The 21,202-nt window shown below is 43.8% G+C and carries 17 protein-coding genes; 3 read left to right on the top strand and 14 right to left on the bottom strand.

Features of this window, described 5'->3' with window-relative positions:
- Positions 1-27 precede the first annotated feature (27 nt).
- The 3 genes from HZC34_03690 to HZC34_03680 are packed head-to-tail and all read left to right on the top strand — an operon-like array spanning position 28 to position 6,582.
- Positions 28-1,968: a hypothetical protein gene (locus HZC34_03690; GenBank protein MBI5700936.1), complete on the top strand. Its 1,941-nt coding sequence runs from the start codon at positions 28-30 to the stop codon at positions 1,966-1,968.
- A 10-nt stretch (positions 1,969-1,978) separates the two neighbouring features.
- A complete protein-coding gene (locus tag HZC34_03685) occupies positions 1,979-4,588 on the top strand; it encodes an Ig-like domain-containing protein (GenBank protein ID MBI5700935.1) in 2,610 nt (869 codons plus the stop codon).
- A 2-nt stretch (positions 4,589-4,590) separates the two neighbouring features.
- Positions 4,591-6,582: an S-layer homology domain-containing protein gene (locus HZC34_03680; GenBank protein ID MBI5700934.1), complete on the top strand. Its 1,992-nt coding sequence runs from the start codon at positions 4,591-4,593 to the stop codon at positions 6,580-6,582.
- A gap of 12 nt (positions 6,583-6,594) precedes the next feature.
- Here the strand turns inward: HZC34_03680 and HZC34_03675 are convergent, their stop codons facing one another.
- The 14 genes from HZC34_03675 to queC all read right to left on the bottom strand — a co-directional run bounded on the left by HZC34_03675 (position 6,595) and on the right by queC (position 21,011).
- Positions 6,595-8,469, bottom strand: a complete 1,875-nt coding sequence (locus tag HZC34_03675) for a DNA internalization-related competence protein ComEC/Rec2 (GenBank protein ID MBI5700933.1) — start codon at positions 8,467-8,469, stop codon at positions 6,595-6,597.
- The gene (locus tag HZC34_03670; protein MBI5700932.1) at positions 8,469-9,056 is read right to left on the bottom strand and encodes a helix-hairpin-helix domain-containing protein; all 588 of its coding nucleotides are present in this window, start codon (positions 9,054-9,056) and stop codon (positions 8,469-8,471) included. Before HZC34_03670 ends, HZC34_03675 begins: the two co-directional genes overlap by 1 nt.
- A 93-nt stretch (positions 9,057-9,149) precedes the next feature.
- Positions 9,150-9,785, bottom strand: coding sequence for a lytic transglycosylase domain-containing protein (locus HZC34_03665; protein ID MBI5700931.1), 636 nt, complete (start codon positions 9,783-9,785; stop codon positions 9,150-9,152).
- Positions 9,786-9,842: 57 nt separating this feature from the next.
- Positions 9,843-12,029 (bottom strand): phosphoribosylformylglycinamidine synthase subunit PurL, encoded by a 2,187-nt coding sequence (gene purL / locus HZC34_03660; protein MBI5700930.1) that lies wholly within the window; start codon positions 12,027-12,029, stop codon positions 9,843-9,845.
- Positions 12,014-13,501 carry a chitobiase/beta-hexosaminidase C-terminal domain-containing protein gene (locus HZC34_03655; protein ID MBI5700929.1) on the bottom strand — a complete coding sequence of 496 codons (1,488 nt, stop codon included), beginning with the start codon at positions 13,499-13,501 and terminating at the stop codon, positions 12,014-12,016. Before HZC34_03655 ends, purL begins: the two co-directional genes overlap by 16 nt.
- A 24-nt stretch (positions 13,502-13,525) precedes the next feature.
- Entirely contained in the window at positions 13,526-15,676 is a 2,151-nt protein-coding gene (locus HZC34_03650) for a polyribonucleotide nucleotidyltransferase (GenBank protein MBI5700928.1), read from the bottom strand.
- A complete protein-coding gene (gene rpsO / locus HZC34_03645; GenBank protein ID MBI5700927.1) occupies positions 15,673-15,939 on the bottom strand; it encodes a 30S ribosomal protein S15 in 267 nt (88 codons plus the stop codon). Before rpsO ends, HZC34_03650 begins: the two co-directional genes overlap by 4 nt.
- 53 nt (positions 15,940-15,992) lie before the next feature.
- On the bottom strand, positions 15,993-16,865 hold the full coding sequence (ribF, locus tag HZC34_03640; protein ID MBI5700926.1) for a riboflavin biosynthesis protein RibF: 873 nt from the start codon (positions 16,863-16,865) through the stop codon (positions 15,993-15,995).
- Position 16,866: 1 nt separating this feature from the next.
- Positions 16,867-17,685 (bottom strand): lipid II flippase Amj family protein, encoded by an 819-nt coding sequence (locus HZC34_03635; GenBank protein ID MBI5700925.1) that lies wholly within the window; start codon positions 17,683-17,685, stop codon positions 16,867-16,869.
- A 68-nt stretch (positions 17,686-17,753) separates the two neighbouring features.
- A complete protein-coding gene (locus tag HZC34_03630; protein ID MBI5700924.1) occupies positions 17,754-18,746 on the bottom strand; it encodes a hypothetical protein in 993 nt (330 codons plus the stop codon).
- On the bottom strand, positions 18,743-19,498 hold the full coding sequence (locus HZC34_03625) for a hypothetical protein (GenBank protein ID MBI5700923.1): 756 nt from the start codon (positions 19,496-19,498) through the stop codon (positions 18,743-18,745). Before HZC34_03625 ends, HZC34_03630 begins: the two co-directional genes overlap by 4 nt.
- Positions 19,499-19,657: 159 nt before the next feature.
- Positions 19,658-20,071 (bottom strand): type II toxin-antitoxin system VapC family toxin, encoded by a 414-nt coding sequence (locus HZC34_03620; GenBank protein ID MBI5700922.1) that lies wholly within the window; start codon positions 20,069-20,071, stop codon positions 19,658-19,660.
- Positions 20,068-20,310, bottom strand: coding sequence for a ribbon-helix-helix protein, CopG family (locus HZC34_03615; GenBank protein MBI5700921.1), 243 nt, complete (start codon positions 20,308-20,310; stop codon positions 20,068-20,070). The genes HZC34_03620 and HZC34_03615 overlap by 4 nt, the downstream gene beginning before the upstream one ends.
- A 62-nt stretch (positions 20,311-20,372) precedes the next feature.
- A complete protein-coding gene (gene queC, locus HZC34_03610) occupies positions 20,373-21,011 on the bottom strand; it encodes a 7-cyano-7-deazaguanine synthase QueC (protein ID MBI5700920.1) in 639 nt (212 codons plus the stop codon).
- Positions 21,012-21,202: the final 191 nt, after the last annotated feature.

Below are 21,202 nucleotides of genomic sequence, written 5' to 3'. Positions count from 1 at the left end.
GACATTATACAACATATCATTATTTTGATGCGGCAGAAAAATTTTTTATTCATTTCGTTATTGCTATTGGCGGTCTTTTGCGCATCGATTTTTCAATCAACAAGCTATGGGGAGACCGTCAATTACCCATACGGGCTGATAAACCTTAGGCTATCTCCATCTGAAGATCCTATCATCGGGATGGGAAACTACTTTAGCGCCCTCGATTACGGCACAAAAAGCATACTTTGGAACCCTGCCTCTCTCGGCAAAGAAAAATTATCAGATACTTCCCTTTCATATTCAACGGCTTCGGGAAACTATAATATCCTGAAAACAACAAACTATGGCGAACTTTCCGGGACATCCGAACTTGGGTCGACAACGGGATCTACGACCGCAACCCCGATAAGATACGGCATTTTCTTCAGGGCTCCGAGCGCTATAGGAACTGGAATATCGACAAAAGAGATCCAATTGAGCAGCAGCCTAAACTATTCGACAAGCATTACAGGGATCAATTTTGCAACAGCACAAAGAGTGAATGACTGGATAACTGTTGGTTTTTCCTCCCGCGCCCCAATTGGCGGCGAACTCGACATTTCCGGGAATTTTCCGACAACCGCAAAAATGGCAACGAACCTATATGGACAGACCTTGGGGAACATGGCGATCACAAGCGGAGGGAAAATGGGCTATACTTTCACATCCGGAGGCATCGTCACTACCCCCGAAACAGTATCCCCCCTCTGGAGCGGGTTCTTGTCGCAGGAAGCTGTTATCCCTTTTACAAACCTGACCGAGATCAGGAATAATATAGATATCCAGGCGCCGTATATCGCGACCATTGCTTCGCAATTCGGAAAATTCTATGCCGGGTTGAACATGTTCCCGATAAGCGCAACCGCTCAAATAGCGAACGATATCAGGTCGGTTGTGAACTCCGATGCTCCCGACCAATTCTTTTATCTGCCCAATTTCGATCCAACAGATGCAACTGCCGGAGCAAAATGGCTTTCAGACCCTGATAAATACGGCGCGCAAAGTGGATATACGAGAAAACAGATAACTTTGCCGTCAGGCGACGTGGTCGCTGACGCAAGGTACACGGGATATTATTCCGGAAATACTCTAAGAACGGACATTGGGTTTATGTATGATTTTTCGGATTGGGTAACCGTCGGATTGGCGCTTGAAAATTTTGGGAGCGCAGCCCTAAGCATGAAAGGCAACGGGATCGCATCATACATAAATTACCGGGATTTTAACACTTCGGGGGCTGCATCCCTGCTCCAACCGGGCCAAACATCTGCCTGGGCGCCTTTTCTTGACACATGGACAACAACAACCGAAATAAGCGGCGCCAAATTGTCGCTTGAACCCGAAAAAACATATAAGATCCCCCAAAAAATGCGGATAGGGGTTGCCATCAAAAAGCCTTTCCTTGTTGCAATAGATTATGAACAGAACCAAACCCCGCTCTCTCTTGCTCTTGGCAACAACACGACATCTACAATAAGCAATCTGAACCTTATCAGGCTGGGATTTGAAAGCCAATTTTTTTTCATGCCAATTTGGATCAGATTTGGGACAGTTTTGCTTACAAAGCCGACAATTGTCGGAGCCGATGCGGCAACGCTCAATACGATCAATAGCGCCTTCAAATATAAAGTTTTGCCGGCAAAGCTGGACCTGGGTTCCTATGTGAATTTGTGGGGATATGAACTTGGCGATGCCATTGGATTCGATCTGCTGCCGATAATAAACACCCTTCAAGTAGATGTAAATAATATAGACCTAAGCAAGATGGCCTATTACAGCTTCTCGCTCAAAAAAGACTCATGGACAATAGATTATCTTTCGCATTTAGATTTGCTTTCGAGTGCAGCGGCTTATTCGGGCAAACCGGCCGATTCATCGGGTAAAAAGAGCCTTGCGATATCGGACATAAAATTCATCCAGACATTGGGGATCTCGTATAAATTTTAAAGGAAATGAAATGAAAAAATTAATTTTAATAATTACATTGTTTGTCATTTGTCATTTGTCATTTGTCATTTGCGCAAATGCGGCAATCATCTCCAACGAAGAGCTTACGACCATAACGGATTCCTCTTTTATTGTAACATGGACGACGACCGATGAAGCCTCGACAACAGAGATCGAATATGGTATCGGGAATTTTTCGTCCATTGTCACAGTCGAAGGCGCGACAAAATACCATTACGCTGTAGTAAGCGGCCTCAACCCGAACAATTTATACTCATATAGGGTAAAATCAGGGAGCTCAAAAGGGCCCAATAATACAGCAACGACTCTTTCAAAGCCGACAGGCGATTACCTTTTCAGTTTCGCGGTGTTAAATGATATCCGCTATGCCGAAGGAAAAGCGGCTACTGTAAGCGGCCGCGGATCCCCATACAATCTTTGCCAAAGCATCGTCACGTCGGAAGTTTCCGATATCAATGCCAAGGGCGTTGCCTTTACCGTAATAAACGGCAACTTGGCGGAGAGCTCTAATGCTTACGGGGACCAAATTGGGACAAATCTTAAGACGAAACTTGATTCATTGAATGGCGCAAGCGACCTCCCAAATTATGCTTTCAAATATTTAGCTGTCCCGGGATACCAGGATAAAAAAGCAACTTTTACAACGGATTGGATAACGAATGGATTTAAATTATTAACAGACCCTGTAAGCCTTGAAACCCATTACGGATATAACGCGGCAAGCAAAGACGCGAATTCGGTATTGAATTACAGTTTCGCGTATAACCACTATAATTTCGTGTTCCTCGATTCGGTCAAAAAGCCAAGCGATGCAAGCGGACATATAAACACGGATATTGCGCGGAACCTTATTACAACCGAAGCAATTAAAACTTTCGTATTTTCAAGTTTTCCATGCTACGATTTCCGCAGCGTAAGCGTTAACGGTTCTACTCTTAAAGACTATCCGCTGACTATCCCTACTGTAGAAGGCGGGGTCGTCGTAATAGATAACGATACTGCTTTTAGGTCGACAATTGAGGCAATAAAGGATACTAATGGCTATCCCCTTGTAGCCGCGGTCATATCCGGACATATTACAGATAATTACAAGCGCGATATTAACAATATCTCATACGTAAGGCAAGGTCCCGCAGTCCAATTCCCGACGGGATATTCCATATATAAGATCTACACGAACGGATATATCAAGTCTTTTTATAAAACGATTGGTCGGGATTCAAATGACAAGCCTTTTTATGAGTCTGCGCGCGACTCGATAAGCTCCGAGGGAGTAGTGCCAAAAGAATTCTTGGAAAGCTTTTGGCTTGGCTCATCAAGCTTGAATAATTTTACGTATACTTATCCGTATATTCCGGGCGCGCCTCCCGCAGTGAGGTCGAACATGCCTACAAGCGGAGAGAGCGGCGCGCCGTTAAACAAGCCGATCGTCCTAACATTCAATAAGCGGATGTCGACGAGCAACCCCGCCGCATGGGTTAGTATTAGCCCGTCTGTCGGCACATTGACTGCAAACTTTGATTCAAGCAATACGATATTGACCATTTCCCATCCAAACTTTACTATTGATACCACATATACAGTTACAGTACTCAAGTCAAATGTTCTGGATGAAGGATCAAGCGCGATGGATTCCAATTATGTGTTTTCATTTAATACTAATAGCAGTTCCATCGACGCAACCCCGCCGACTGTAAGTGTAACCCCGCTTCCAAGCAACACAACAACGGATCTCCTGCCGACACTTAATGGAATATCAACTGATGAGTCAGGGGTTGCAAATGTTGAATTCCGCGTCGACAGCGGGAGCTTTATTTCCGCAGAAGCGGTTGATGGCGCCTTTAATTCGACAAACGAAGCTTTTTACATAAGGATCCCGTCAGCTTTGAGCCGCGGCTCGCATACTATTTCGATCAGGACGACTGACGCAGCAGGCAACATAACGACTTCTAGCTTTTCTACATATTCTTTTACCGTCGCACAGTCAACTCCAACTATAAGCGTCAGGATAAACGGCGTTAAGCCTTATCCTGGAGACCCTCTCTCTCCTACCCCTAAGATCGAAATCACAGTTAATACAATAAATGGCCCTCCGACCGGCAGCATCAAGATAAACAGCTCAAAAACCAACTTAACTTTTGCAAACGTCGACACCAATTATTATTCCACATTTGAAACTGCAGCTCCTTTATCGGACGGATCTGTGTACCTTATTGTCGAAGCGTTCGACACATTGGGCAACGGCTCAACTTATGAAGTAACTCCGATCTATGTCCAAAGCTCAAAGGACCTTGTATCGCAGGGAACGCCATTAAGCTATCCCAACCCATTTGACCCGCAAACGGAAACAACTTCAATTTCATACTTGCTGTCAAAAGCTTCATCGATAACGCTCACGATCCACGACTTATCCGGGAACTTAATATCCAAAAAATCATATTCTTCAACCCAAAACGGCGGGATCGCAGGATACAACGAAGTTTCATGGGATGGAAAATCTGATGCAGGCCAAACTGTCGGTACCGGTACATATGTTTATCTTATTATTGGCGGAGGCAAAGTAATAGGAAAAGGAAAGATCACAGCCGTAAAAAGATGAAAATGCGTATAATAATTTCAATCATCGCTTTTATAATATGTGGCCTTTCGCAGGCATATGCGGGGATTTCCGTTGATCCAAGCGCGAGCCTTTTTGATTCAAGGCGGCTTGGCATGGGCGGCGCTTCGGTCGCTTTTTCAAATGACGGGAATAGCATTTTTTCGAATCCCGCGGGATTAAGCGGGATCATTTATCCGCAAATCTCCGCAACTTCAAGAAAAATATTCCTGGATGAAACCCAATACTCGTTATTTGGGATATCTATCCCGACAAACTGGGGAGTTGTCGGCTTCGGATATATCCAAATGGGAACATTAGGCTCGATCCCAACTTTCCGCGACCCCGCTTCAGGCAGGATAATCCAAGATTCGAGCCGAGAAGCGATCGGGTACTCAAACAGCGTTGCGGCAATATCCTACGCCAAGGACGTAAACCTCCCATTCAACATCCCTAACAAAAAAATACAGGCTGGAGCGAACTTAAACCTTTATTCTCAAGGATTTACCGGCGGCAGCGTCGACCAGGGGACAGGGTACAGCTTAGATTTCGGAATGAAATATAAGTTAAGCAATTGGATAACGACAGGCGCCATGCTCCAAAAAATAATAGGCGGGACGATCAAATGGAGCAAGTCGGAAGACAGGCTTTCAGGATTTTATAAATTCGGGTCTTCTTTCAATATTCTGGGAAATTCCACTGAAGCCTTTAGGGCATCTGCCCAAAACTTGGTTTTGGGAATAGATATAAGCTTGCCTTCAAATTATCTAGCACAACAAAGCTCTATGCTTTATAATTTTGGGGCGGAATATTACCCGATAAAGAACATCGTCCTTCGTACAGGTTTAAACCAGGAGACCGGAGGGACAGGACTTACGTTCGGGGTTGGCTTTATTAACAGCGGGTTCCGCTTTGATTATGCATATGTCGACAGGCAGGGTATCCCTCAAGATAATCCCCATTACTTTTCTATATCTTTTATTGGTGAACGCCTTGTATCGGTTACAAAAACTTTGAAACGCAAAGAAACCAAACTTTTCTTATCAAGGCCGATGAATAGGCTAATAACGACCAGCGAATCGGTTGAAGTATGGGGCGAAGCCTACGCAAACAAGGTCTTTACGGAAAAAACAACTTATACCGTCCCTTCATTCTCGCAAACATCGACTACCAAAGAAGTTTATGAGACTGAAAAACTTGCCCAAGCCACATTGAACGGCAAACTAATAAACAACGGGACATTTGAAACGGCCGCAACCCTCGCAATCGGCCGAAATGTGATAAGGCTTATCGGCTATACGTCTCCCGAAGCCCAGAAATTTACTGCCGAAGCCGTGGTGCTAAGATATGCGCCATTTGCAGATATACAAGATACCCACTGGGCTGTAGAGCCTATCGCATTGACCTCAACGCTTGGACTGATCAAAGGCTATCCCGACAACACCTTTAAGCCGGAAAAAGGAATTACACGCGCGGAACTTACAACGCTTTTGGTCAGGACCCTCAATATTTCGGATGAAGCTTGGACGGAAGCTATAAAAACGCAAAGGTTCAAAGATATTCCTCCAACGCATTGGGCGGCTCCATACATAAACGTTGGCGCGCAATTAGGTTTTGTCCAAGGATATCCCGACGGGACATTCAACGGCAACAAAGTGATAAATCGCGTGGAAGGCATAACTGTCATGGCTCGATTCGCCAAGCTACCGGAAAAAGACGAATCGGCCTTCCAAGACCTTGCGGCAAAATTTTGGGGGAACAAATTCATTGCCTCGGCCAAAGATGCGGGACTCTTAAAATATCTTGAAGGCAAAACATTTGAAGCAACGCGCGAGTATAGCCGTGCCGAAGCATCCGAGGTCCTCTACAGGACAAAACCTATTCAACAAATGGTTAACGATTTCTGGAATTTTGGTGCAATGCCGATCCCTGGGACGGTCCCTGAATATATGTTAAAAAAATCGGAAGTTTCAACTCCCGAAGTCTCAACGCCATAAGAACATGAAAATCTATTTTTCGGATTTAATATGATACTCTTCCCCATCTGTATCAACAGTTACCGTCCCGTTCAAGTCCGTCCGATAAACATTGGTTCCTATTTCTTCAAATTTCTTTAATGTCGAAGGGTGCGGATGAAAATACCTGTTCTTTGCGCCAACAGAAATAATGGCGTCTTGCGGCTTGATCGCGTTCAAAAACGCTATCGAGCTTGCGGTATTGCTCCCATGGTGCCCCACTTTTAAGACATTAACCGGTTTTATAAACGAATATTTTCCCAATATCATCTCCTCGCCTTCCTTTTCGCAATCGCCCATAAGCATCATTGAAAAATCTTTATAGCTTAATCGTATGACGATCGAATTATTGTTAAATGCCGATTTTTCGATAAATTGGTTGGTTGGGCCCAATACTTCACATGTGACAAGCTCTTCCAAATGGAAATCATCGCCCGCTCTCGCGGCCTTGTAAGGTATATTTTTCTCGTCGATCAATTTAAGGAATTCAATGTATTCTTTTGCTGTATGCGCCTGGCCGGGATCCATTACGAGACCAACAGGGATCTCGGATAAAACCGCGGGCAGGCCGCCCACATGATCTTCATGAGAATGCGTCAATACAACGATATCAAGTTTGTTGACCCCAAGTTTCCTAAGGAATGGAATGATATATTTTTTCCCGGCATCGATATTCCTGAATTTTGGCCCGCCATCGATCAGCATTGTTTTGCCGGATGGGCTCTTAATGAAGATCGAGTCCCCTTGCTTTACATCTATAACCGATATCTGAAGATCGTTTTGGGCAAATGCGGAACTTGGCGATACGGCAATATTCCATGTGAACAGCCCGACAAACAACAATCCGATCAATATTATATTTTCTTTGTTCAGTTTAAACACTCTTTTCCCCTTTAATCTTTCGGCAAAGCAGATCAATCCAGCGTAATATATTATCACGAAAGGGAACCAAGGCTGTTTTAAGTAAACGCATGAAAAAGTAAGACCCGAGAAAGTATACACTATGCCGTTCAAGAATTTAAGCGCGATATAAAGTAAAAAATTCATTATTGCGGCGATCGGAAGAAAAAATACACCAAAGAATGTCGAAACAAAACCCGCTATTGTAAGAAATTCGATCCATGGGACGACCAATATATTGACCAATAGCGAAACTATTGATATTTGATTGAAATTATAAAGAGAAATGGGAAGTGTCGCCAAAATGGGCGCTAAAGATACGCATATAATAGATGGGATCCCTTTTTCTTCCAATACCGGACAAAAATAAACAAGAGCCCAAGTAGCCGAAAAACTCAATTGAAATCCCAGATCAAATAAATTAAGCGGATCAACGATAAATAATACCAAGGCAGAAAGAGCAAGCGAAGTATATATTTCCGATTCCCTGTCGAATAATAGGCCAATAAGAGCAATTTCCCCCATGACTGCAGCTCTGACCATTGATGGCCCGCAGCCTGTCGTTATTGTGAACAAAATATTTACGATCGAAACTGCAACAACGCCGATTCCCATTTTTATTTTAAAATATCGGATCATCGCAAGGCATACCCCGATCAATATCGAGATCTGGGTCCCCGATGCGACCAAAAGATGAGCCAATCCGACTTTTTTATACCTGTCCTTAAGGCCAGTATCGAGAGGAGAAACGTTTGTCCCGAAAACAATGCTTCCAAGAAGTGCATCATATGGTGCAGGTGTGGTTTTCTTAATCACATCCATGAATTTTTCGTTGATCGCGGAGATCGCTGGTATTTCTTTTTTATCGGTATTGAAGTTTGGTCTCTCGGGAACAGGGATCATAGGCCTTAGAAGAATTATTAGAAGCGCATAAAGAATTGCAATTGTGACGATCGGGCGTTTAAACATTATAAAGTGATCCTATCTTTAACTTTTTCAAACCCGCTCTTGCTGAATCGAGGGATCTTTTTTAGGTCTTCGATCGAGTTAAAAGGCCGTGCATTAACTATTTTCTTTGCAGTCGCAGGTCCGACACCCGGCAGAGCATCCAATTCTTCTTTCGTCGCTCGATTGATATTAATTTTTTTATTGTTCCGTTCCCTGTTATCCTGATTTTCTGATACACTTCCCGCCGATCCCCTGATATCCTGATAAACCTTTCTCGGTATAATGATCTTCTGCCCGTCTTTTACGGTTTCCGCAAGATTGATCGACGAAAAATCGGCTGATGCCAACTCTCCACCGGCAAGCTTTATAAGATCGAATATTCTAGTTCCGAACGATACTTTAAAAACTCCTTCATTTCTAACAGCCCCTTCAATATGAACCACTATTTGAGAAGACTTGTTCTCCTGCTGATTATTTTTGATGTGATCGATCATTTTTTGAGGGGGATCAGGTACAAAAATGTGCTCATAAAAATAATATCCTGATCCGATGACAATCGCGACAATTAGACCAATAAACGTCAATTTTTGGTTTAGATCGAAGTTCATGGAACAGTTGGAGCAATTAAGATGCCAACTCACCCCCTCCGACTTCGTCGGTTTCCCCCTCTCTTATTAAGAGAGGGGGATTAAGGGGGTGAGTTAAATTTTGTTGTAGATCGCTAAAATATCTTCAACATAACTCTTGGATTTGAGCTTGAACCCGCCATTTCGCAAAATACCGTTCGGGCCTTCAAAATATCCCGCAATGGCATTTGGTATCTTATTGGAATTTGGGAACCTATCAAGCAGAGATTTAATATACCTGACCGTCCCTTTGATATTTTGCTCGATATCGAATGGATCGGTAACGCCAAGGCCTACTGCAGTGCTTGGAAGAAGCTGGCCGAGTCCCTGCGCATTAGACGATGATATCGCGTACTTATTGAACCTTGACTCCCGTGCGATTAGAGCGGTTACAAGTTTTGGGTTAACGTCATATTGTTTGGAATATTTGATGACATTTTCGGAAATGCTTTGTGCATCGGATTCGGGAAGATTTTTGCCGTATCTCAATGTGAAGCTTTTGATCTTATCGCTCAATCCTTCGAGTGTAACACCCTCAAAAGACTCAATAGGGACGACCGACTCAACTGTGCCGTAAACGGTCCCGGGAGATGCGATCCCTATAGTTTGGCCGGGTTTTTCGGCAATTGGTCCTTTTTTATGATGGGTGGCCGAACCAATTATTGAAAATACGAAAACCAAGATGATGATCGTGGAAGTAGTTGGATCCATGAAAGCTTTTACCCCCTCTTACATCTCCCCCTTGATAAGGGGGAGAATGAGTGGGGGTCATAATATCGCATTGTAGTATGCTTCCGCTAATTTTGAGACAGGAAGATCGATGATCTTTTTGTCATTGTGCTTGATAGATAGGTTTTTGCCCGCTACTTTACCGATAATTTCAAATGGGACATTCAATAGCATGCAGATGTCCGATACGGCAAAAATGTTGTCATGATCGATAGTGAGCAAGATGCGCGATTGTGTCTCGGAAAACAGCAAGGAATCGGGCCTCAAGTCATCCTTTAAATAGATCGCGGCTCCCTTGTTTCCCAGGATCGAGCATTCTGATATCGCGGACGCAAGCCCGCCTTCCGATAGGTCATGCGCCGATTTTACGATACCAACTTCTATCGCGGTCGAACACGCGGCTTGTACCTTTTTTTCAAGGTCTAGGTCCAATGACGGGCACTGGCCCTCTTCTGTTTTGTGGATATACTGCAAATATTCCGAGCCTCCAAGCTCGTCCTTGTTGATCCCAAGAAGAATGATTAAATCGCCGTTATCTTTAAAAGGCACCGTGCATCTTTTTTCGATATCTTTTAATATCCCGACCATTCCGATCGTAGGTGTTGGAAGGATCGGGCCTTGCGGACTTTCGTTATAAAAAGAAACATTGCCGGAGATCACAGGCAATTCAAATTCTTTGCATATATTTATTATCCCTTCTACGCAGCGTTTAAAATAATAATATCTATCGGGTTTTTCGGGATTCCCGAAATTTAAACAGTCGGTCACCGCGGCGGGATCCGCTCCCGTTACAACGATATTCCGACAAGCTTCGGCAACAGCTATCTGCGCGCCGATAAATGGATCAAGTTTGCAATAAAGCCCATTACAATCGGATGTAACAGCTATTCCCCAAGGTTTATCTTTCATCCTAAGGACAGTCGCATCGCCGCCCGGGTAAATTGAAGTATTAACCTGCACCATGTGATCGTATTGCTCATATACTGCTTTTTTGCTCGCAATATTCGGCGATCCCATTAACTGCAACAATGTCTTATTTAGATCTTTTGGCGCATTTATTTTTGGAGGTTTGATGTTGGAAGTTGGAGGTTCTTCCCACGGCATATCATAAAGCGGCGCATTTGCAAGCTCTTCAATAGGGATTTCTGCAATTAGTTCTTTATTTCTTGTTATCTTAATTAATTTTTCGGGGATAACTTTCCCTATAGTTGCGGCTTCAAGCCCCCACTTAACAAACACTTTTATTATTTCATCTTCATGCCCGGCTTTAACGCAAAGAAGCATCCGCTCTTGGGATTCGGACATCATTATTTCGTATGGCTCCATTCCTTCTTCCCGAAGAGGGACAAGGTCGAGGTCAACGGCAACTCCAACGCCGCCGGCCGCGGCCATCTCTGACGAAGAACAGGTAAGCCCCGCGGCCCCCATGTCTTTTATCCCGAATACCGCATCATTTTCAAGAGCTTCGAGCGTCGCTTCGATCAAGCATTTCTCGGTGAAAGGATCGCCGACTTGGACTGTTGGGCGTTTTTCGCAATCCTTTTCCGAAAACTCGGCCGATGCAAGGACTGAACATCCCCCTATCCCGTCGCGGCCAGTGCGGGAACCGGCATATATTATCGAATTGCCGATCCCAACAGCTTTTGCCCTGGCGATCTTGCTCCTATCGCATACGCCGACGCACATAACATTTACAAGGCAATTGCCGGCATACGCGTCATTGAAATATATCTCGCCGCCTACGGTCGGGACTCCCACGCAATTGCCGTAAAATTGGATGCCATCGACAACCCCGTCAAAAATAAATTTATTTTTGGGATTTGTGGGATCGCCGAATCGGAGCGAGTCCAAACATGCGATAGGTCTGGCGCCTGCAGTAAAGATATCGCGGATAATGCCTCCGACCCCTGTCGCGGCGCCTTGTTTTGGCTCGACTTGAGATGGATGGTTGTGGGATTCCATTTTAAATATTATCGCTGTGTCGTCGTAAATGATCCCCCCGGCATCCTCGCCAACTAGGGATTCGTATTTGCCTTTTTGGGGGAATAATTTGAGATATTTCCGCGACCTTGGATAGCCGCAATGCTCCGACCATTCTACAGAGAACATGGCAAGCTCTGTTGGAGACGGGTCGCGGCCCAGGATATTCCAAATTCTTTGGTATTCTTTGTCTGATAAGCCTAACTCTTTGTAAACTTGGGAAGCTATAATTATAGTCTGCCCCATTTAATAATATAATTTGCGCCGGTTATTCCGCCGCCGTCTGTAAATTCTCCTCCGATAAAAATATTCCCTGAATTATCGGAAACTATCGAATGTACGATCCCATTTAATCCGCTCCCAAGCGCCGCCCATGATGAGCCATTCCATTTGGCGATATGATTAAGGGTTGTTCCGGTCCCGGAAGATATAAATCTCCCGCCAACATATAAAACATTGTTAGTATATGAATCTATCGCTATAGTGTTGACCCCGTCGCCAAGCCCGCTGCCATAAGCAGACCATTCCCCTGTGCTTTTGGTCCATTTTGCAATATAGTTATACACTGTGCTTCCTATCCTTTGGAACAAGCCTCCGACAATAAGATAAGGATCGCTTGAAGGAAAATATTTTAATGCGCTGACTGAATTATTAGGATACACATCGTCAAATGCCGCAAAAGAAGTCCCATTCCATAAGACAGCGTAACTTGCCGGAGCGCCTTCTGTAGTTGTAAAACCTCCGCCAATGTATATTTCGGTGGCTGAATTAAGGGCCATAGCTGATACATATGCCGGCAATCCTGACCTCATCGCACCCCAGGCGCCTGTATCCTGATTATAATAGGCCTCCCGAGTCGCAGTCGTACTTCCGCCAACTGTTGCAAAATCTCCACCCATGTACATTCGGCTGGTGGTTGTATCAAAAGCCAGAGCTTGCACTATACTATCTACCCCGCCTCCAGTTAGAGCGCTAAAGGCATTGCTGCTGTTCATTCTCACAACATTAATTGCGCTAGTTCCCCCAAAGTTCTGGAATGTGCCCCCCATAAATATAGCCGCAACACCCCCCGCTAAAACCTCAACGGTCCCGTCCAAGACAGTTGCGTTAACCGCCTCCCAGGTCGATGTCGTGCTGTTAAAATGGGCTACATAGTCCGCATTTGCATTGCCCGATGCGTTTGTAAATCTGCCTCCAATATATATTTCACCGCCGTAGTTCAAGATGGTTTTGACGGGAGCATTTAAATTCAGCCCCGCCGATTGCCACCAATTAAGGTAGAATGTTCCGATAAGTTCCCCGCTGTTTGTTAATCCGGATTTGACAGCGGCTGCCCTTATTGTCTTTGAAGACGTTAAGGCTACGGGCGCTTCATATGTGATTGCAGTTGGAGCCCTAACCTCGCCCACTGTTGGAGATTCCCCGTTTGTCGTATAATAGATCGTGGCGCCGGATGTGGTTGTTTCAATGGTTATTGGCTTGCTGTTCGCTTCAAAAGTGCCCGCACTTGGATTAAATGTTGGCGTTGCTACTATTGTTGCAACGGTTGTGGTTGTTGTTGATGTCGTTGTTGTGCTTGTGCTGACTGTAGTAGTTGTTGTGGTTGTAGTAGTTGTTGTGGTTTTAGGGTCTCCCTTGCCGCATCCGATTTGGCTCAAAGAAAATACAACCCAGCCGATAATAAAGAATATCAAGAAAAATAGGGATTTATTATTCATCGCTTGTATTGTAATCCTTAAAGATTAAGAGTGCAAACGATTCTTGTCAGCTTCAGTTACGCCCTTCATGGTCAAATTTATCCGTCCCATATCATCTATCTCTTGGACTTTGACTATCACTTCATCGCCAAGGTTTACTACATCTTCAACTTTGGCGACGCGCCGGTCGGATAACTGGCTTATATGCACCAGGCCGTCTTTCCCGCCGGGTATCTCGGCAAATGCGCCGAAAGGCATGATCCGGACTATCTTTGCGGAGAATACATCTCCGATCTTTGGTTCAAAAGTCATGGCTTCGATCGCAGATCTCGCCGCTTTTGCGGCTTCAGGGTCGGAAGTAGTTATTAGGACTGTGCCGTCATCTTCGATGTCGATCTGGGTGCCGGTTTCTTCAATAAGTTTTTTGATATTCTTCCCGCCGGGACCTATCACCATCCCGATCTTTTCGGGATTGATCTTTATCGAGATGATTCTTGGCGCATAAGGAGAAAGATCAGCACGAGGCTTTGCTATCGCTTCAGCCATTTTATCAAGTATTACATATCTTGCTTCTCTGGCTTCTGTTAAAGCTTTTTCAACAACTTCAAAGCTTAAACCTTTGGTCTTTATATCAACCTGGATCGCGGTGATGCCTTTTCTTGTTCCTGTAACTTTAAAATCCATATCGCCCAAATGGTCTTCAAGGCCTTGGATATCGGTGATCGTTACCCATTTTTTACTTGCCCCGAGCGAAGTCGAGGGGTCGCTTGTAATAAGTCCGATAGAAATTCCTGCGACCGGAGAAGATATTTGAACGCCAGCATCCATCAGCGCCAGAGTGGACGCGCAAGTTGAGGCCATTGATGTCGATCCGTTAGAGCCCATAGTTTCGGAAACCAATCTTATCGTATAAGGGAATTTTTTTTCAGTAGGAAGCACCGGGAGCAAAGCTTTTTCAGCTAATGCCCCGTGGCCGATCTCCCGCCTTCCAGGGCCCCTAAGCGGCCTTACTTCTCCGACAGAGAACGCGGGGAAATTATAATGGTGCATGTAGCGCTTGCCTGTCTCTTCAAGGTCGAGCCCTTCAAGCATCTGCTCTTCACCGGCGGACCCAAGCGTTACTATGTTTAATATCTGGGTCTGGCCGCGTGAGAACAACGATGAGCCATGCGCCCGAGGCAGAACGCCTACTTCACAGCTTAATTTCCTGATATCCTTAAGTCCGCGGCCGTCAACACGCTTGCCTTGATTTAGGATCATATCCCTTATAAAGTCATATTCGATCTCTTCTATGACCTTTTTGATGTCTTTTGGATTAGCTAAATATACTTCTTTAAGACCGCTGTCTTTTTCAAGACCGGCTTTGATCTCATCTTCGATCTTTTTTATCTCGCCTATTTGGGTGTTTTTATCTGATATTTTTAATGCCTCTTCGATCTTCTTTTTAAAAGACTTAGCTATGAATTGCTCGATATGTTGATTGACCTTATGCGGCTCGACTGCAATCTTTGGTTTGCCCGCTTTTTTAACGAGTTTTTCTTGAAGCTCGATCACTTGTTTTACAAATACATGGCCGGCCTTTATTGCAGAAAATACATCTGCTTCAGTTGCTTCGTTTGCTTGGGCTTCGATCATAAGCACTTTGTCTTTTGTACCGGCAATAACAATATCTATATCCGATTCCCTCATTTGGCTTAAAGTAGGATTAATGACCAGTTGTGAATTTATGCGCCCAATCCTTGCGGCGCCTATCGGGCCCTCAAACGGGATGCTTGATAAAGTTAGGGCCGCTGAAGCGCCAATTATGCCTATGATATCAGGAGGATTTTCTTGGTCGACAGATAACGGGGTCACGACAATCTGGACATCATTTTTATATCCGTCAGGAAAAAGCGGACGTATTGGACGGTCGACTTTTCTCGAATTTAATATTGATTTTTCAGATGGCCTTCCCTCTCTCTTGAAAAATCCGCCGGGGATGCGGCCCGCCGCATAAAGTTTTTCCTCGAAATCGACAAGCAGGGGGAAAAAGTCTATTCCTTCACGAGGAGCCGCGGATGCGGTGGCTGTGGCCAATACTATCGTGTCGCCAAGGCGCACGACGACGGACCCGCCAGCTTCCAAAGCTATTTTTCCGGTTTCAATGGATAATGTTTGTGAAGGCAAAACGCCGAGTTCGACTTTTTCGATTGTCATTTTGATTTGATTTTTTGGGCGAGGCTTTCGTAACGCTTGATATCTGTCCTTTCAAGATAAGTCATTAGCCTTTTCCTTTGTCCGACCAAGATCAATAAGCCGCGCCTGCTTGAATGGTCCTTTTTCTGCTTTTTCAAGTGCTCGACCAATTGGTTGATCCTCTGCGTCAGAAGCGCAACCTGTACTTCAGTCGAACCGGAATCGGTATCGTGAAGCTTGTTCATTTCGATTATATTGCTCTTTAAACTTTTTTCTAATGCCATTTTTTAACTTCCAACTCCCAATTTCAAACTTCCAAATCTCAACATTGTATTTATTATATCACAGACCTCAAACACTTGGCAACATCTTTAGCTATTTGCTTTTTGAGATGGATTGCATTTGTGAATTTTATTTGACGCCGCAATTGCCTTTTTATCTCTACCCGAAGCGGCAGGCCGTATAAATTTTTATGGAATTGCGGGATATGCACCTCGACTACAACGTGGCCGCCGCCAAAAGTCGGGCGTGTTCCAATGCTGATTAAAGCCCTTTTCCCGTGAACCCTTCCTATATATACTCCGGGAGCTGGGATGAGCTTATGAAAACCGATTTTTAAATTCGCGGTTGGATATCCTAATCCTGCGCCTATGCCTTCGCCTCTTACGACTTTCCCTGTTAATGGATATGAGTGGCCCAAAAAATGGATAGCCTTGTTGAATTTACCTTCCGCGATAAATTTTCTAATGATGCTTGATTTGACGATATGGCCATGGCTTTTGAAAGGCTTGACCATTTTGACTTGGAACCCGTATTCCCTCCCAAGCGCTCTTAGTTCTTTTATGCCGCCCCGCCTTCCATGGCCGAATGCATGATCATAACCGACAAAAATAATTGCCGCATTTAATTTTTCAACAAGATATTTCTCGGCAAAATCCTTATAATTTAATTTGTAAAGTTTTTCATTGAATTTAAGAACGGAGATATTCGGTATGCCAAAACTTTTAAAGAGATATCTTCTTTCCTCCAACGTTGTCAATAATTTCAAACCGCGCTCCGGCGCTATGAATTGCTGTGGATGGGGATCAAAAGTCGTAACAACACATCGAAGGCCTTTTCTTTTAGAATAGTTCAACGCGTCTTTAATTATTCGCTGGTGGCCAAGATGCACTCCGTCAAAAGTTCCGAGGGCGACGACTGAACCTTGCATATTAATGCCCGAACATTGCGCGGACCATATGGGTCACGGATTCGATATAATTAGCCGCCGGAAGAAGAAGAAGCTGGGAGATAAGCAATGTCCCAAGGATCCTTCCGCCGATAATATAAAAAACCATTGATCGTACGTCGGACTCCGGCCTTTTTCCCCTTACAGCTTGGTCGGTTATAAGCGCAGCGGTCGGGTCGACCATAAGAGTCAATAGTATTGTAGCCATGCCGTTAACTATCGCGGAAAGCTGTGTTGCTGTGACGCGGTATTCGGGAACCATCGCCCCCGCAAGCATCGAGGACAAAACGCCGATCGCGTAGATCGAGACCATTAGAACGTTCAATACAAGAAAAGTCTTGGGAATATTTTTTAGGGAAATATTTTGAAATGAAGACTTTTTGGGAAGTTTAAATATTTTTATGAACCCGAGCATGTTTTTTGGATGAAAAGATAGCACGATAAGGCGTGGGACTGATCCTGTTTTATCAAACCTATAAATAGCTCGTGTATACAATGAAATAAAGAATGGGGACATTATTGCGCCAAGGAGATTGCCTATGAACGCGGCAAATATTATCATCCTGAAATTATAAATAAGCGTCTCGGGGTTCCCGCGAAGTATCGCCGTATCTACCATTCCCCCAAGGAACGGGGCTTGGAACATATTTGAAAGCCGTGAGACAAGAAGCGTCGCGTTAACAAACGATAGCGCGGTCGCTATCCTGCCGGTCCTAACTCCCGCCAACCTAAGGCAGGAAGAAGATGTTTCGGCCAAATGGATTATCGCGGTAAAGAAACAAACGACAAAAAGTGCGGTCATATCTTTGTATTATACTCTTTTAGCCCAAGCTCATCAAAAGCTTTTTGGTGCGCGAACTACGCAAATGGTTATTTTCGTTTTACAATTTCGGTGCCGGGGATAATGGGTAGGGATTTAACTTGTTTTCTTTTTTGCATATTTTCAAAATCTTTACCTTTTGGCTTAAACCAATTTTTCACTCTAAGAATAAATGCGCATATAGCCCCAAACGATAAGCCGCAAACTATGGCTCCGATAAATGATAATCCACCGAACACACCAGAAAGAAGAGCAATGCCTCCTCCCAATATTTCGGACATTGCCATATAATCATTATCACGGAAAAACCAACCAAAGAAAGAAGGAGCTCTATGTATTTCGGCAAGAGTCTCGCGAACAGGCTTGGCAACTGCCAGCGCTCCTTTTGCATCAAGAACAAATAGTAATCTGCCGCCACAAACCAAAATACAGTCATCCCTATCAATGGCAACACTTTGGAAGCGACCCAAAAGGTTTTGGTTGGTATAGCCAGTGCCAGGTATATCATAAATTAAAAAATCATTTTCTTTAGAAATATCATCACCATAAATCTCCTGAATACAGGTTAGTCCTTTATTCAAGATTAATATTTTCCAGGGGCTCATAATTATAATATTCCCTGCTTTATCCGTGCTAAAGTCGATAGCATTTGCAATGTTTTCTTTAGTAAATGCATTTGAATGCGGAGGGATAGGATAAACTATTACTTTCAAACAAAACATTGCACTTTTCTTCTCTGCAAGCGAATATAGCTCTATGTTAGCAGCACTATAAGGATAAGGTGGGTTTTCGATTAGTGCGCCGAATTGCATACTGGCCACATAAATATTCCCTTGCCGCACCAATATCCAACTATTTGGTTTAATTTCCCCATCATCAAAACTGATCTTTTTAAGATAATTATAATTGCTATCCAAAACCATTAAACACGGCTTTCCGTCTTCTTCGTCGGAAATATATAAATCGCCTTTTTCATCTAAATCCATTCCGCGGGCGCGCCGAAAGAAAAATTCCTTCTCCCCTCCCCGCCCGACTACTTTCAAAAGATGCCGTTCCCTTTATTCCCAAATGACAGGTTTTCCTGGCCATTTCTATTTAATTTAACGATCCTGTCGCCATAAGCAAGATAAATTTCACCCGTAGATTTATTAACCCTTACTCGTCTTGGTGGATCGGGTAGCGAAAAAGAAAAAGATAAAGGATCGCCAAATATCTTGATAATTTTCGTTAGCCGCAAGCCAATACAATCTATTGCTTTTGATGATGGGGTAACGCCAATTTTTTCTGGCGGGACTTCATCTATCTTCGGTCTTGCAGCAGAAACGCCCATCGCTTCATGGAGCCCCACTTCCGGGCTTGTTGGTATCTCAAGCCGCATCACTAAATTACTGTTTAGGCCAGATAGCCTGAAACCGATTGAAACATCGCGAGTAATGTCTATTGGTTCCTCGGATGTGGGGATTAGGTCAGTTGTTAACATATCTGCTACGGCTATCTTTAAAGTCCTGCCTGAAACGGACGATAATTTCAAATTATCGCCTAAAGCATCAATAAGCAAAGCGGAGCCAACAAGCGACCGATCAGCGATTCTAATCTCGGCTTTCCCCGCATTGCCAAATGTTAATATTTCGCCTTTTGGCAGATATACTTTGGTTCCGTTAAGGTGCAAGATACCCGCAATTTCACCGCTTGGAGATAAAAGTTCTCTTTTAACATAGACTTTTACCTTGTTTCCCGACGGAAGGCCAAAACTGCATTTCTTATAATCACTTCTAAAAATACTTGAAATTGACATGTTATCTTACCCTGATACTTATCGCCGCCTATTTTGGGGAATTTCAGGTTGGAGGGAATAATTTTTTTGAAACTTTACTCGGCTAGTCCCAATTCATCAAAAGCTTTCTTTCGTATAACACGGCTGTCGCAGACGCCGCACGGTTTCTTTCCGCCTTTGCTACAAATTAAAAGGATCGACTCTTTGCAGATTTTTAATGCGGTCAAAATGCTTATCTACGCTTAAAATATATTTAAAATTCCCTCTTATTGCGGATGCGGCATGTATTGCATCTCTGACATTTATTTCACAATGCTTTTTTAGGAGTTCCATTGCTAAAATAATATCCGCCCGTTCTATCGAAATGACCTCATGCATGATATTAAGCGTATTTTCGACCATTTGAATGCCAAGCTGTTTTTTCCCGATAGCAGAGTAGCGATATAAAACCTCCTGCAGCACTTCCGTATTTGTTGCACCAAATATCTCATTTAAAGCTATTAGCCGCATGATCGTCTGGCATGGGCTTTTATATTTATGCTGCGCCCCTTGCGCGTAAATTATTATGTTCGTATCTATAAAAAAGTATTTCATGAGGCGCGCGCTTTAAAAATCTCCTTTTCCATCTTTGCCCAATCTTTCACCGGAGCTTTAAGCTTCGCCATTTGTTCAACTATTTTCACCCTGCCAGATTGGCTCAATAACCTTTCCCCGTATAATTTTACGGCCTCACGAAATATTTCCCCTACAGATTTATGAGACTTGTCTCCCGCTTTTTTCAGGCGTTTGTATTCTTTTTCGTCTAAAAGCACCTGTATCCGTTTTGACAACATATACTTACCCCCCCCTTATATGTGCATGTTTATGTGCATGTTACCCTATAACCCGTCGATTGTCAACGCGATCTAGGCTCATCAAAAGCTTTTTGGCGGATAACACAGCTGTCGCAAACGCCGCACGGTTTCTTTCCGCCTTTATAGCAGGACCATGTAAGATCGATCGGCGCTTTAAGCTTTAATGCCAATTTTATTATTTGTGGCTTAGTTAATCTAATAAGCGGCGCTTCGATCTTGATCTTGTTGTCGCGAGCCCCTTTTTTGATAAGAGCATTAAACGCATCGATGAATTCAGGCCTGCAATCGGGATAACCGGAATAATCAACCGCATTTGCGCCGATAAATATTTTCTTCGCGCCTATCGCTTCAGCATAAGATAAGGCAAAACTTAAAAATATTGTGTTTCGAGCGGGAACGTAAGTCGAGGGAATATCTGTCCCTATGTCGCTATGGTTCTTTGTCTCTCGGATCTTAATGTTTTTATCAAGAAGTGCTGATCCCTTCCAGGGTAATTTGACATTTGTCATTTGACATTTGACATTCGCTCTTTTGGCAACCGCAACCGCGCTTCGCAGTTCTCGAGCGTGCCGCTGGCCGTAATCAAATATTAACGCGAAGCATTCATAGCCGTGGCGAATGGCATAATATAATGTAGTTGTCGAATCAAGGCCGCCGGAGAGTAAAATGATCACTTTCATATTGGAATATTATATATTAAAAACTATATTAAATCTTCAGTGATGCAGGTTTTAAATAGACCATCGCCTGGCCAGATTCGGGTTCGGGACCATCAACTGAAATCCTCGAGTCCAAGCCTGTGGTTTTGGCTATCAGCAGATATGCAACATCAAATTTATAACTATTCTCATTTTATATCCGAAGGAATTGA

It is taken from the genome of Candidatus Saganbacteria bacterium (genome assembly GCA_016223245.1).
In the GTDB taxonomy this organism is placed as follows: domain Bacteria; phylum Margulisbacteria; class WOR-1; order XYC2-FULL-46-14; family XYC2-FULL-37-10; genus JACRPL01.
Note: the sequence above shows the minus strand (reverse complement) of the source record. Positions and strands in the feature narration are given on the sequence as shown.

Coding starts and splice junctions, on each gene's coding strand:
- HZC34_03690 (MBI5700936.1), top strand. CDS start 28: ATGCGGCAGAAAAATTTTTTATTCATTTCGTTATTGCTATTGGCGGTC.
- HZC34_03685 (MBI5700935.1), top strand. CDS start 1,979: ATGAAAAAATTAATTTTAATAATTACATTGTTTGTCATTTGTCATTTG.
- HZC34_03680 (MBI5700934.1), top strand. CDS start 4,591: ATGCGTATAATAATTTCAATCATCGCTTTTATAATATGTGGCCTTTCG.
- HZC34_03675 (MBI5700933.1), bottom strand. CDS start 8,469: ATGTTTAAACGCCCGATCGTCACAATTGCAATTCTTTATGCGCTTCTA.
- HZC34_03670 (MBI5700932.1), bottom strand. CDS start 9,056: ATGAACTTCGATCTAAACCAAAAATTGACGTTTATTGGTCTAATTGTC.
- HZC34_03665 (MBI5700931.1), bottom strand. CDS start 9,785: ATGGATCCAACTACTTCCACGATCATCATCTTGGTTTTCGTATTTTCA.
- purL (MBI5700930.1), bottom strand. CDS start 12,029: ATGGGGCAGACTATAATTATAGCTTCCCAAGTTTACAAAGAGTTAGGC.
- HZC34_03655 (MBI5700929.1), bottom strand. CDS start 13,501: ATGAATAATAAATCCCTATTTTTCTTGATATTCTTTATTATCGGCTGG.
- HZC34_03650 (MBI5700928.1), bottom strand. CDS start 15,676: ATGACAATCGAAAAAGTCGAACTCGGCGTTTTGCCTTCACAAACATTA.
- rpsO (MBI5700927.1), bottom strand. CDS start 15,939: ATGGCATTAGAAAAAAGTTTAAAGAGCAATATAATCGAAATGAACAAG.
- ribF (MBI5700926.1), bottom strand. CDS start 16,865: ATGCAAGGTTCAGTCGTCGCCCTCGGAACTTTTGACGGAGTGCATCTT.
- HZC34_03635 (MBI5700925.1), bottom strand. CDS start 17,685: ATGACCGCACTTTTTGTCGTTTGTTTCTTTACCGCGATAATCCATTTG.
- HZC34_03625 (MBI5700923.1), bottom strand. CDS start 19,498: ATGTCAATTTCAAGTATTTTTAGAAGTGATTATAAGAAATGCAGTTTT.
- HZC34_03620 (MBI5700922.1), bottom strand. CDS start 20,071: ATGAAATACTTTTTTATAGATACGAACATAATAATTTACGCGCAAGGG.
- HZC34_03615 (MBI5700921.1), bottom strand. CDS start 20,310: ATGTTGTCAAAACGGATACAGGTGCTTTTAGACGAAAAAGAATACAAA.
- queC (MBI5700920.1), bottom strand. CDS start 21,011: ATGAAAGTGATCATTTTACTCTCCGGCGGCCTTGATTCGACAACTACA.